The 11,677-nt window shown below is 67.4% G+C and carries 10 protein-coding genes; 6 read left to right on the top strand and 4 right to left on the bottom strand.

The window, feature by feature from the left end; translation table 11 throughout:
• Positions 1–30 precede the first annotated feature (30 nt).
• The 4 genes from pelA to HNP51_RS14075 form a co-directional block, all read right to left on the bottom strand.
• On the bottom strand, positions 31–1,332 hold the full coding sequence (gene pelA, locus HNP51_RS14090; protein ID WP_184272098.1) for a pectate lyase: 1,302 nt from the start codon (positions 1,330–1,332) through the stop codon (positions 31–33).
• A gap of 96 nt (positions 1,333–1,428) precedes the next feature.
• Positions 1,429–2,568 carry an FMN-dependent L-lactate dehydrogenase LldD gene (gene lldD, locus HNP51_RS14085; protein ID WP_184272101.1) on the bottom strand — a complete coding sequence of 380 codons (1,140 nt, stop codon included), beginning with the start codon at positions 2,566–2,568 and terminating at the stop codon, positions 1,429–1,431.
• Positions 2,569–2,578: 10 nt separating this feature from the next.
• The gene (locus HNP51_RS14080; RefSeq protein ID WP_184272104.1) at positions 2,579–3,340 is read right to left on the bottom strand and encodes an SDR family NAD(P)-dependent oxidoreductase; all 762 of its coding nucleotides are present in this window, start codon (positions 3,338–3,340) and stop codon (positions 2,579–2,581) included.
• Between the two features lie 26 nt (positions 3,341–3,366).
• Entirely contained in the window at positions 3,367–4,164 is a 798-nt protein-coding gene (locus HNP51_RS14075; RefSeq protein WP_184272107.1) for an IclR family transcriptional regulator, read from the bottom strand.
• A gap of 150 nt (positions 4,165–4,314) precedes the next feature.
• On the opposite strand from HNP51_RS14075, the gene rhmD reads away from it, so the two are divergent.
• The 6 genes from rhmD (at position 4,315) to HNP51_RS14045 (ending at position 11,667) form a co-directional block, all read left to right on the top strand.
• The gene (gene rhmD, locus HNP51_RS14070; RefSeq protein WP_184272110.1) at positions 4,315–5,520 is read left to right on the top strand and encodes an L-rhamnonate dehydratase; all 1,206 of its coding nucleotides are present in this window, start codon (positions 4,315–4,317) and stop codon (positions 5,518–5,520) included.
• Positions 5,521–5,532: 12 nt separating this feature from the next.
• Complete coding sequence (locus HNP51_RS14065; RefSeq protein ID WP_184272113.1) at positions 5,533–6,396, top strand: fumarylacetoacetate hydrolase family protein; 864 nt, start codon at positions 5,533–5,535, stop codon at positions 6,394–6,396.
• Complete coding sequence (locus HNP51_RS14060; RefSeq protein WP_184272116.1) at positions 6,393–7,142, top strand: SDR family NAD(P)-dependent oxidoreductase; 750 nt, start codon at positions 6,393–6,395, stop codon at positions 7,140–7,142. The genes HNP51_RS14065 and HNP51_RS14060 overlap by 4 nt, the downstream gene beginning before the upstream one ends.
• A gap of 10 nt (positions 7,143–7,152) precedes the next feature.
• Positions 7,153–8,055 carry an amidohydrolase gene (locus HNP51_RS14055; protein WP_184272119.1) on the top strand — a complete coding sequence of 301 codons (903 nt, stop codon included), beginning with the start codon at positions 7,153–7,155 and terminating at the stop codon, positions 8,053–8,055.
• Between the two features lie 64 nt (positions 8,056–8,119).
• The gene (locus tag HNP51_RS14050) at positions 8,120–9,385 is read left to right on the top strand and encodes a sugar MFS transporter (RefSeq protein WP_184272122.1); all 1,266 of its coding nucleotides are present in this window, start codon (positions 8,120–8,122) and stop codon (positions 9,383–9,385) included.
• Complete coding sequence (locus HNP51_RS14045) at positions 9,385–11,667, top strand: hypothetical protein (protein WP_260398520.1); 2,283 nt, start codon at positions 9,385–9,387, stop codon at positions 11,665–11,667. The genes HNP51_RS14050 and HNP51_RS14045 overlap by 1 nt, the downstream gene beginning before the upstream one ends.
• Positions 11,668–11,677: the final 10 nt, after the last annotated feature.

Raw genomic sequence — 11,677 nt, 5'->3', positions numbered from 1 at the left:
GATAGATTATCTATAATAGCAGTGTCCATCCTACGGATGGAGGGTCGACCACCTTGCATAGAGGTCCAGCGCGCGCTGCGGGGCGGCCAGCCACCAGGAATAGCCGTTGCGGCGCCCGATCGAGATGCCGTTGACGTCGTCGTGGATGGTCTGGTCCTTGTCGCCGAAGATCGGGCGGCCGGTGACCAGGTCATAGTTGCGCGACCACAGGGGGCCGGCGCCAGGCTTGTCGATCAGCTTGCGGCCGTCGTCGGTCATCTCAAAGGATTTGTCGTAAACGCGCACCGATTCCAGCCAGGCCACGCCGCCACGGATCGCCGCCTTGACCTCTGGCGACGGGTTGGGCTCGCCCATCAGGAACTCGAGGATATCTGTGGTCTCGCCGCTGGCGATCGAGCGCGGCTCATAGTTGCGGGCGCTGGTGGGGACCAGACGCATGGGCTCGACTTGCTGGGGCCAGCCCAAGAGCTGATCGCCTTTGCGCACCTGGGCGGCCAGGGTGACGTCGATGGCCTTCTTCACCCCTTCGGCGGCGCGGACTTCCAGTTCCGGCGGCACGAAGCCGAAGCCCTCGGCGCCGTTGGCCACGTCGCGCAGCACCATGGCGGCCTCGGCCACGGCGTTGTCGTTGAAGGTGATGGAATCGTGGAAACCGCCCTCCAGCGGCCAGATCTGCGGCCAGCCGCCGTTCGGATACTGGGCGTTCAGCAGATAGTGGACGCCCCTGATGATGCTGGCGCGCCAGGCGTCGCCTTCACGCCCCGGCGCCTGGGCTGCGACCTTGGCCAGATAGCGCATTTCGGTCCAGGTGGCGTTGTTGTCCAGTGTGCCAACGAAGGTCCAGAAGCGGTCGGCCGGGGCGTCAAAATTGGCCGGGTTCTGTTCCATGGTCTCGGCGTCGTTGGAGAAGCGCTGCCCCGGAAGACGCTTGAGGCTGCGATCCTGGTTCTTGCTCCATCCGCCGGCAGGGGTCTGGAAGCTGACGACCGCGTCGGCGACCGCGCGGGCCTCGGCCGTGCCGTACCATTCCTCCGGGCGATCCAGCGGCATGTGCGAGCTGTTGCCGCGAATGGCCAAGGGCGGCGGAGGGGGCGTCGCCCCGGCGGGCAGCTCGGCGGCCAGGGCGGCGCGGTCCGCCAGATGCTGGGCCTGCGAACGGGCCAGATAGTCGGCCCAGGCGCCGCGCTCCGCATCTGGCAAGGCGCCGATCCGGTCGATGGTCAGACCGACGGCGGGGGTGTTGGCGCGGATGACCTCGGCCCGCGCCGCGCCTGGGGCCATGACGGTCAAGGCGCTCAGGGTCAGGGCGGCGGTCGCAAACAGATGCTTCATCAGACGTTCCCCAGACACGCAGAACCGTGTCATTTCTCATTATGTATATTTTGATCTTACATAATGGAAATGAGGTCGCAAGTGCGGGACGGAGGATCAGGCCAGGGTGCTGCGGTCCAACTGGTCCACGCGCGTGACGCCGGTCAGGGCCATGGCCACCTTCATCTCGGCGGCCATCAGGTTCAGAACGTGGCTGACGCCCGCCTCGCCGCGCGCGGCCAGGGCATAGGCCCAGGCCCGACCGATCAGCACGCCGTCAGCGCCCAGGGCCAGCATCCGCACCACGTCCAGACCGCTGCGGATGCCGCCGTCGGCCAGAATGGTCAGCCGCCCCTCGACCGCATCGGCGATGGGCGGAAGCGCGCGGGTCGAGGACAGGACGCCGTCCAGCTGACGCCCGCCGTGGTTCGACACCACCAGACCGTCTGCGCCCAGGTCGGCGACGCGCCTGGCGTCATCGGCGTCCAGCACGCCCTTGATGATCAATGGCCCCTTCCAGCGCTCGCGCACCCAGGCCAGATCATCCCAGGTCACGGTCGGATCGAAATTGTCGCGCATCCAGGCGAAAAAGTCGTCGATGCCGGTCTTGCCCTTCAGCACCGGCGCCACATTGCCGAGCGAGTGCGGACCGCCCCTGACCCCCACGTCCCAGGCCCAGGCCGGATGGGCCACGGCCTGCATCGCGCGCCGCATGTCGCCAAACAAGCCCGACGCCCCCGCCAGACCCGAGTGGTAGTCGCGATAGCGCGAGCCCGGCACCGGCATGTCGACGGTGAAGATCAGGGCCGGGCATTTCGCCTGTTCCGCCAGATCCAGCAGGTCGGCCATGAAGGCGCGGTCGCGGATCATATAGAGCTGGAACCAGAAGGGCGCGGGACTGCCCGCCGCCACCTCGCCGATCGAACAGGCGCCGACCGTGGACAGGGTGAAGGGCACGCCGAAGGCGGCGGCGGCGCGGGCGGCCTGCACCTCGCCGCGCCGCGCGTTCATCCCCGCCAGTCCGACCGGCGCCAGCGCCACCGGCAGACTGACCTTCTGGCCGAACAGGGTCGTCGACAGGTCGATGTTCGACACGTCGCGCAGCACCCGCTGGCGCAGGGCCACGTCGCGCAGGTCGGTGATGTTCCGCCCCAGCGTCGTCTCGGCGTAGGAGCCGCCGTCGATGTATTCGAACAGAAAGCGCGGCAGGCGCCGACGCGCCAGCTCGCGATAATCGGTGATGGAGGCCGCCTTCACGCCGCCCGCCCTACTGCAGGTTCACAAAGGCGCCGCCATCGACCAGCAGGGCCGCGCCGGTGACATAGGCCGCCATGTCAGACGCCAGGAAGGCGACGGCGCCGCCGATGTCCTCGGGCTGGCCCAGACGACCCAGCGGGATGCGGCCTTCCATGTATTCGCGCTTGGCCGGATCGGACAGATCATCCCGGTTGATGTCGGTCAGGATGGTGCCCGGCAGCACCGAGTTGCAGCGGATGCCGTGACGCCCCAGGGCGATGGCGCAGGACTGCATCAGACTGTGCACCCCCGCCTTGGTCGGGGTGTAGTGGGTCTGGAACTCGCCGCCGACCAGGGCCGAGATCGAGCTGATGGCGACAATGGCCCCGCCATTGCCCTGCTTCACCATCTGGTTCGCCGCCGCCTGGGTCATGAAGTAGGCCCCGTGCAGGTTGACCTCCATCGTACGCTTCAGCGTCTCGGCCGGCATGTCGAGGAAGGCGTGGAAGGGGCAGATGCCGGCGTTGGAGACAAAGACGTCCACACGGCCGAAGGCCTCGACCGCCGCGTTGACAAAGGCCGTCGCCGTTTCCGGCAGGGCCACATCGCCCTCGACCGAGATGCAGCGCCGACCATGGGCCTCGACGGCGGCGATCACTTCGGCGGCGGCCGCGCCGCCCGAGTTGCTGTTGATGGCGACGTCCGCGCCCTGCTTGGCCATTTCCACGGCCACGGCGGCCCCGATGCCTCGCGATCCTCCGGTGATGAGGACGACCTTGTCTTTAAGCAGCATGGGGGCTCCGTACAGTCTCAGTTGCTTCAGGGTTTCGGGGTCCAGCCCAGGTCGCCGCTGATGGCGTTGGCGGCATCGGTGACCGTCTTGGTCAGCTCGGCCATCCGGGCGTCGGACATATATTGTGCAGCGGACGAGACGCTGATCGCGGCCACGACATGGCCGTCGACCGAACGGATCGGCGCGGCGACGCAGCGGACCTGATCCTCGTTCTCTTCCAGGTCGAAGGCGTAGCCCTTCTGCGCATATCCGCGCATCCGCTCCATCCAGACGGCGCGGGCGGCGGAATCAAACGGCGTGCCCTCGGGGGCGTAGAAGTCGCTCCATTCGGGCTCTGACTTGTCGAGGATCAAGGCCTTGCCCAGGCCGGTCGAGGCGATGGGATGACGCTCCCCAAGGCGCGAGCCGATGTTGACCCGGCGACGCCCGGCGACCTTGTCCAGATAAAGAGCATGGCGACCGTCCAGCACGCCCAGATGGACGGTGTCGTCAGTCACCGCCGACAGATGCTCCAGATAGGGGCGCGCCACGCGCGGCAGGTGCATCTGCTGGCTGGCGGCGTGGCCCAGCTCCAGCAGCTTGGGGCCGAGGCTGTAGCCTTCGCGCGGGCGGAAAGACAGCAGGCGGCGATCCACCAGGGCCGAGGCCAGGCGGTGGGTGGTGCTGCGCGTCAGCTCCAGCTTCTCGGACAGCTCGGCCAGCGGCAGCGAACCCTCCATCAGGGCGTCGATGACATCCAGTCCACGCAGCAGGGTCTGGCTGCCGGAGGCCTTGACCCCGACTTCCTCTTCGCCCTCGACTTGCTCGGTCTTGATTGACGTCATTCGTCCCATCTCGTAATCCTCATTCCCAGAATGTAGCAAAACACGCAAGCGGGCCGCTCAAAAGGTTGGCAAGTTTGACGGGTCGCACGGAGGAACGCCAGTGACATCCCGCATACTGGGAGAGAATTACCGCATCTCGGTGATTTCTCAATGAGCCGTCTGCCTAAGATCAAACACGTCCGCGCCTTCGTCGTGAAGAACGACGGCACGGGCGCCAATCAGGGGGGAGGCGCCGACTATCACGATCAGGGCGACGGTCACTGGATCGACGACCACATCGCCACGCCGATGGCCAAGTATCCCGAGTATCGCCAGAGCCGCCGCAGCTTCGGCATCAATGTGCTGGGCACCCTGGTCGTCGAGATCGAGGCGGACAACGGCGTGGTCGGCTTCGCCGTGACCACCGGCGGCGAGCCCGCCGCCTATATCGTCGAGAAACACCTGGCCCGCTTCCTGGAAGGGCGCGATCCGTCCGAGGTCGAGAAGATCTGGGATCAGATGTATTTCTCGACCCAGTATTATGGCCGCAAGGGTCTGGTGGTGAACGCCATCTCCGGCGTCGATCTGGCGCTGTGGGACCTGCTCGGCCGCCTGCGTCAGGAGCCGGTCTTCGCCATGCTGGGCGGCGCGGTGCGGGATGAGCTGACCTTCTACGCCACGGGCGCCCGACCCGACAAAGCCAAGGAACTCGGCTTCATCGGCGGCAAGATGCCCCTGCACCACGCACCCGCAGAAGGCGAGGAAGGCCTGCGCAAGAACCTGGCCGAGCTTGAGGCCATGCGCAACGCCTGCGGCGACGACTTCTGGCTGATGTTCGACTGCTGGATGGCGCTGGATCTGAACTACGCCACCCGCCTGGCGCACGAAGCCCACAAGATGGGTCTGAAGTGGATCGAGGAGGCGCTCAGCCCCGACGACTACTGGGGCTATCAGGCGCTGAAGAAGAACGCGCCCAAGGGGATGCTGGTCACCACCGGCGAGCACGAGGCCACCCGCTGGGGCTTCCGCATGCTGCTGGAGATGGAATGCTGCGACATCATCCAGCCGGACGTGGGCTGGTGCGGCGGCGTCACCGAGCTGATCAAGATCTCCGCCATGGCCGACGCCAAGGGCGTGCTGATGATCCCGCACGGATCGTCCGTCTATTCCTACCACTTCGTCGTGACGCGCCATAACAGCCCGTTCGCCGAGTTCCTGATGATGGCCCCGGGCGCCGACGAGGTCGTGCCCATGTTCCATCCGCAACTCATCGGCGAGCCGGTCCCCGTGAACGGCAAGCTCAAGGTGCCTGATGCGCCCGGCTTCGGCGTCGAGCTGAACCGCGACATCGCCCTGCACCGCCCCTACGCCCGCTAAGAAGGCCTCACTATGAAACTGCTGCGTTACGGCCCTGTGGGCCAGGAAAAGCCCGGCACGCTCGACGCCGAGGGTCGTATCCGCGACCTGTCGGGCGTGGTCGCCGACATCACACCGGATCAGTTGTGGGGCGAAGGCCTCGCCGCGCTGAAGGCGATTGATCCCGAGACCCTGCCCCGGGTGGAGGGCGCGCCCCGCTACGGCGTGCCGGTCAACGGCGTGCGCAAATTCATCGCCATCGGCCTGAACTTCGCCGACCACGCCGCCGAGTCCAACCTGCCCATCCCGGCCGAGCCCGTGGTCTTCACCAAGGCCGTCTCCTGTTTGACGGGCCCGAATGATACCGTTGTCATTCCGCGCGGCTCCGAGAAGACCGACTGGGAAGTCGAACTGGGCATCGTCATCGGCAAGCGGGCTTCCTACGTCGAACAGGCCGACGCCCTGGACCATGTCGCGGGTTACGTCCTGATCAACGACGTGTCCGAGCGCGCCTTCCAGACCGAGCGCGGCGGCACCTGGGACAAGGGCAAGGGCTGCGACACCTTCGGCCCGGTCGGTCCCTGGATCGTCACCAGGGACGAGGTCGGCGACGTCCAGACCCTGGATATGTGGCTGGACCTCAACGGCAAGCGCATGCAGACCGGCAACACCCGTACCATGATCTTCGGCGTGGCCGAGATCGTGTCCTACGTCAGCCAGTTCATGACGCTGGAGCCCGGCGACCTGATCACCACCGGGACCCCGCCCGGCGTCGGTCTGGGTCAGAAGCCCGAGCCCTTCTACCTGAAGGCCGGCGACGTCATGGAGCTGAGCATCGAGAAGCTGGGCCGCCAGCGCCAGTCGGTCGTCGCCTGGTCGAAGGACGCCGCAGCATGAGCGCCTATCAAGGTCGCTTCATCGGCCGCACCGCCGTCGTCACCGGCGGCGCCTCCGGTCTCGGCAAGGCCTCGGCCGCCCGCATCGTCGCCGAGGGCGGCAAGGTGGTCCTCTGGGACCTCAATGCTGATGCGCTGAAGGCCGCCGCCGAGGAAGTCGGCGCGACCGCAACCGTCGCGCTGGACGTCTCCGACGCCGCTGCCGTCGAGGCCGCCGCCAAGACCTCGCATGAGGCCCTGGGCCGCATCGACATCCTGGTCGCCTCGGCCGGCATCACCGGCGCCACGGTTCCGGTGCACGAGTTCCCGCTCGACAGCTGGAAGCGCGTCGTCGACATCAATCTGAACGGCGTCTTCTACTGCTCGCGCGCCATCGTCCCCTACATGCTGGCCAACGACTACGGCCGCATCGTCAACGTGGCCTCGGTCGCGGGCAAGGAAGGCAACCCCAACGCCAGCGCCTATTCGGCGTCAAAGGCCGGCGTGATCGGCTTCACCAAGTCGCTGGGCAAGGAACTGGCCGGCAAGGGCGTCATCGCCAACAGCCTGACCCCCGCCACCTTCGAAAGCCCCATCCTGGCGCAGATGCCGCAAAGCCAGGTCGACTACATGCGCTCCAAGATCCCGATGGGCCGTCTGGGCGAGGTCGAGGAAAGCGTCGCCATGGTCTGCTTCATGGCGTCGGAAGAATGCAGCTTCACCACCGCCTCGACGTTCGATACGTCGGGCGGCCGCACGACCTACTAGGGAGCTTCGGGTGGGCCGCGACCTTCGCATCGTCGACTGCCACGTCCACCTGTGGGACCTCTCGCGCGCCCGCTACGGCTGGCTGCAGGACGATCCCCTGCCGAACAATCCGGCGGGGGACATGGCCCCGATCGCGCACCAAGACTATCTGCTGGGAGACTATCTGGCCGACACGGCGGGCTGGCGTGTGGGCAAGATCGTCCACGTCGAGGCCGGCCAGCCGCGCGGGCATCAGTTGTCCGAGACCGACTGGCTGCAAGCCCTGGCTGACGACTACGGCTATCCGCACGGCATCGTCGCCGGCGCCGACCTGACCGATCCCGATCTGGACGCCCTGCTGGAGGCCCAGGCCGCGCGCCCCAATGTCCGGGGCGTGCGCCAGATCGTCTGCTGGCACGCCGATCCGCTGAAAACCTACAACCCCGCCGATCCCCTGCTCGACCCTGTGTGGCGCTCAGGCTTCGCCAAGCTCGCCCGTCACGGCCTGTCCTTCGACCTGCAGCTCTATCCGTCGCAGATGGCGAGCGCCGTGGAACTGGCCGACGCCCATCCCGACACCCCCCTGATCATCAATCACGCCGGTCTGCCGACCGACCGCGACGAGGCGGGCATGGCCGTCTGGCGCGCCGGGCTGAAGACCCTGGCCGAGCGCCCGCAGGTTTCGATCAAGATCTCCGGCCTCGGCATCACCGACCGCGCCTGGACCCCCGACAGCATCCAGCCCGTGGTGCTGACCTGCATTGAGGCCTTCGGCACGCATCGCGCCATGTTCGCCAGCGACTTTCCGGTCGAGCGGGTCCACGGCAGCTTCGACGCCTTCTACTCCGCCTTCGACGCGATCACGGCCGACTTCTCGATCGATGAACGCGACCGTCTGTTCGCCGCCAATGCCGAGGCGATCTACCGCATCTGACCCCCATCATACGCCGAGCCCGCATCAAGACGGCGCCGGACCCGAGGAAGCCCAAGAGGACGACATGAGTATCGAAACCGACGCCGCCCACACCCCCGGCGGTCTCGCCTTCCCCGCCGCCGGCAGCCTGCGCGGCCCGCTGGCCTTCGCCATCGGCTGCTTCCTGATCTGGGGCCTGGCCTATGGGCTGCTGGACGTGCTGAACAAGCATTTCCAGGAGACGCTCAGCATCAGCCAGGCGGACAGCTCCTGGCTGCAGATCGCCTATTTCGGCGCCTATCTGCTGCTCAGCCTGCCCGCGGGCATGTTGCTGAATGCACGCGGCTACAAGTTCGGCATCGTCTCGGGCCTGGCCCTGACGGCGTTCGGCGCCCTCCTGTTCATCCCCGCCGCCAACGCCGGCAGCTTCCTGCCCTTCGTCGGCTCCATGTTCGTCCTGGCCGCCGGTCTGTGCGTGCTGGAAACCTCGGCTGACACCTACGTCAACGTCCTGGGCGACCCGGCCAAGGCCTCGCAGCGCCTGAACCTGGCCCAGTCGTTCAATGCACTCGGCGTCTTCATCGGCCCGATGATCGGCGGCGCGGTCTTCTTCAGCCCCTCGACCACCGAGGCCCTGGGCGGCGCGACCCGCTCGATCCAGATCGTCTATGGCCTGATCGCCGTCGCGGTCCTGATCTTCGCCGCCGTCGTCTGGCGCGCCCGCCTGCCGGAGACCGGCCTGGCCGATCACGGCGACGCCGTCGCAGGCGACGCCCCGGCCAAGCCTCTGTCGCAGCAGCCCCACTTCATCGCCGGCGTGGTGACCCAGGCCCTCTACATCGGCGCCCAGGTCGGCATCGGCGCCTACTTCATCAATCTGGTGACCCACAACTGGCAGGGCCTGACCTCGCAGCAGGGCGCCTTCATGCTGTCGCTGGCGGCCATCGGCTATCTGGTCGGACGCTTCGCCGCCACGGGCCTGCTGCTCAAGGTCAGGCCGCGCACCCTGCTGACCACCTATGGCGTCATCAACGTCGCCCTGACCCTGGTGGTCGCGGCCGGCATCGACAAGGTGTCGCCCATCGCCCTGATCGCCGTCTTCTTCTTCATGTCGACCATGTTCGCCACCATCTTCGCCCTGGGCACCACCGGTCTGGGCGCCGGCACCAAGAAGGCCTCGTCCCTCATGGTCATGGCGATCGGCGGCGGCGTCCTGCTGCCCTGGCCCATGGGCAAGCTGGCCGACCTCTACGGCGCCAACATCGCCTTCCTGCTGCCCGCCGCCTGCTTCGCCGTGGTCGCCTGGTATGGATGGAAGGGCGCCGGCCTGGGTCGGGCGGAGGCCAAGTGATGCGTCTGCGTTCCGCCCTCCTCGCCTTCACCCTGCTGGCTGGCCCGACTGCAGCTTGCGCCCAGACCGTCACCCCCTCGGTGGCGGTCGCTCCAGCGGCCCCGATTGACCGGCAGGCCCTGGCCCAGCGTCACAATGTGACGCTGACCGCCATCAACCGGCACGCCCCGATTCAGTTGGGCAACGGCGACCTGGGATTCACCGCCGACATCACCGGCCTACAGACCTTCCCTGAGCAGTATTCGGAACTGGCCCCCCTGCTGACCATGGCCCAGTGGGCCTGGCACAGCTTCCCCAACCCTGAGGGCTATACCGAGCAAAACGGGCTCATAAACGTGCCGGTCCCTGGGCGCGGCGAGCAGCCCTATGCCTGGATGAAGTCCTGGGCCGACGCCGAGACCAACCCCGCCTACACCTGGCTGCGGGCCAATCCGCATCGCATTTCGCTGAGCCGCATCGGCCTGACTTTGAATGACGGCCGCGCCCTGGACTTCGCCAAGGTGGCGGACACGCGCCAGACGCTGGACCTGTGGTCAGGAACCCTGACCAGCCGCTTCATCTATGACGGCCAGCCGGTCGAGGTCGTGACCCGCGTCCACCCGACGCTGGACATGGTGATGGTCGAGATCGCGTCGCCGCTCGTCGCGTCTCAGGGTCTGGGCGTTCAGGTCCGCTATCCCGGCGTGAACCCCGCTATCAATCCAGATCCGACCAGCTTCGACGGCGCGGGCGCCCAGAGCCTGGACGTCGTCGCCTTCGACACGGGCGACGTCCGGATCCGCCGCACCCTGGACGACACCGCCTATCATTCCGGCATCATCGCCTCGGGCAAGATCGAGCAGAGCGGCGCCGACAGCTTCAGCGTCGTCGCCAATGGGCGTGAGCGGCTGACCGTCATGGTCCGCTTTGACCAAGAGGCCGACACGACGAAGGCCCCGGCCTATTCCTCCGGCGTTCAGGCCGTGACCCGCCACTGGAACGCCTTCTGGACTGAGGGCGGCGCCGTCGACTTCACCGGCTCGACCGACCCGCGCGCCGCCGAGCTGGAGCGCCGGGTGGTCCTGTCGCAATATCTGTCGGCGGTGAACGGCGCGGGCGAACTGCCGCCGCAGGAAGAGGGCCTCTTCTCCAACTCCTGGTACGGCAAGTTCCATCTGGAGATGCACCCCTGGCACGCCGGCTGGCAGGCCATGTGGGGCCGTCCTGAACTGCTGGAGCGCAGCCTGCCCTGGTATCTGGGCAACCTCGACAACGCCCGCGCAGAGGCCGCGCGTCACGGGGTCAAGGGCGCCTGGTGGCCCAAGATGGTCGGGCCGGAAGGCCGCAACAGCCCCAGCCTCGTCTCCCCCTTCATCATGTGGCAGCAGCCGCACCCCATCCTGCTGGCCGAACTGGTCTGGCGCGCGGACAAGGACCCTGCCGTGCTCGGCCGCTACGCCGAACTGGTCGAGACCACCGCCGACCTTCTGGCCTCCTGGCCCATCGAGCAGAACGGCCGCCTGAACCTCGGCACGCCCCTGATCCCGGCGCAGGAAAACTATGATCCCCTGACCACGATCAACCCGACCTTCGAGGTCGAGTATTTCCGCTGGGCCTTGGAAACCGCGCAGCAATGGCGGCTCCGTCAGGACCAGCCGCGCCGCGCCGACTGGGATCAGGCGCTGGCGAAAATCGCCCCGCCCGCGATGAAGGACGGCCTCTACCTGCCGGTCGAAAGCGTGCCGGACTTCTGGTACACGGCCATGTCCGACGCCTGCCGCAAGCATGCGGCGGCCAGTCAGTGCAAGAACCGCGACCACCCCTCCTTCCTGATGGCCTATGGCTTCATCCCCGGCGCGCGCATCGACCCGAACGCCATGCGCCGCACCTTCGAGGCGGTGGAGCAGAACTGGGACGTGCGCCAGACCTGGGGCTGGGACTTCCCCATGATGGCCATGACCGCCGCCCGTCTCGGCGAGCCGGACAAGGCCGTCGACTGGCTGTTCGCCGACCTGAAGAACAACCAGTGGGGCGTCACCGGCATGACGCCGCGCGTCCACCTGGACGAGCACGCCGACGAACTGGTGCCTGTCTCCGCCGGGGCCGGCGGCGTCGCCATGGCGGTCAACCCGGACGGCGCCGGCTATCGCCGCGCGGCCGAGACCTACTTCCCGTCCAACGGCTCGCTGCTGATGGCGGTGGGTCTGATGGCGGGCGGCTGGGACGGCTCGACCGGCCATGCGCCCGGCTTCCCGAAAGAAGGCTGGAGCGTGCGGGTCGAAGGCCTGACCCCCGCGCCCTGATGACGATGAT

It is taken from the genome of Brevundimonas bullata (genome assembly GCF_014207965.1).
In the GTDB taxonomy this organism is placed as follows: domain Bacteria; phylum Pseudomonadota; class Alphaproteobacteria; order Caulobacterales; family Caulobacteraceae; genus Brevundimonas; species Brevundimonas bullata_A.
The sequence above is the reverse complement of the archived record's forward strand: the minus strand, read 5'-3'. Positions and strand labels throughout refer to the sequence as shown.

What these genes read in the sequence shown, in the direction of transcription:
- pelA (WP_184272098.1), bottom strand. Translation starts at nt 1,332, where the DNA reads ATGAAGCATCTGTTTGCGACCGCCGCCCTGACCCTGAGCGCCTTGACC.
- HNP51_RS14060 (WP_184272116.1), top strand. Translation starts at nt 6,393, where the DNA reads ATGAGCGCCTATCAAGGTCGCTTCATCGGCCGCACCGCCGTCGTCACC.
- HNP51_RS14080 (WP_184272104.1), bottom strand. Translation starts at nt 3,340, where the DNA reads ATGCTGCTTAAAGACAAGGTCGTCCTCATCACCGGAGGATCGCGAGGC.
- HNP51_RS14045 (WP_260398520.1), top strand. Translation starts at nt 9,385, where the DNA reads ATGCGTCTGCGTTCCGCCCTCCTCGCCTTCACCCTGCTGGCTGGCCCG.
- rhmD (WP_184272110.1), top strand. Translation starts at nt 4,315, where the DNA reads ATGAGCCGTCTGCCTAAGATCAAACACGTCCGCGCCTTCGTCGTGAAG.
- HNP51_RS14050 (WP_184272122.1), top strand. Translation starts at nt 8,120, where the DNA reads ATGAGTATCGAAACCGACGCCGCCCACACCCCCGGCGGTCTCGCCTTC.
- HNP51_RS14075 (WP_184272107.1), bottom strand. Translation starts at nt 4,164, where the DNA reads ATGACGTCAATCAAGACCGAGCAAGTCGAGGGCGAAGAGGAAGTCGGG.
- HNP51_RS14065 (WP_184272113.1), top strand. Translation starts at nt 5,533, where the DNA reads ATGAAACTGCTGCGTTACGGCCCTGTGGGCCAGGAAAAGCCCGGCACG.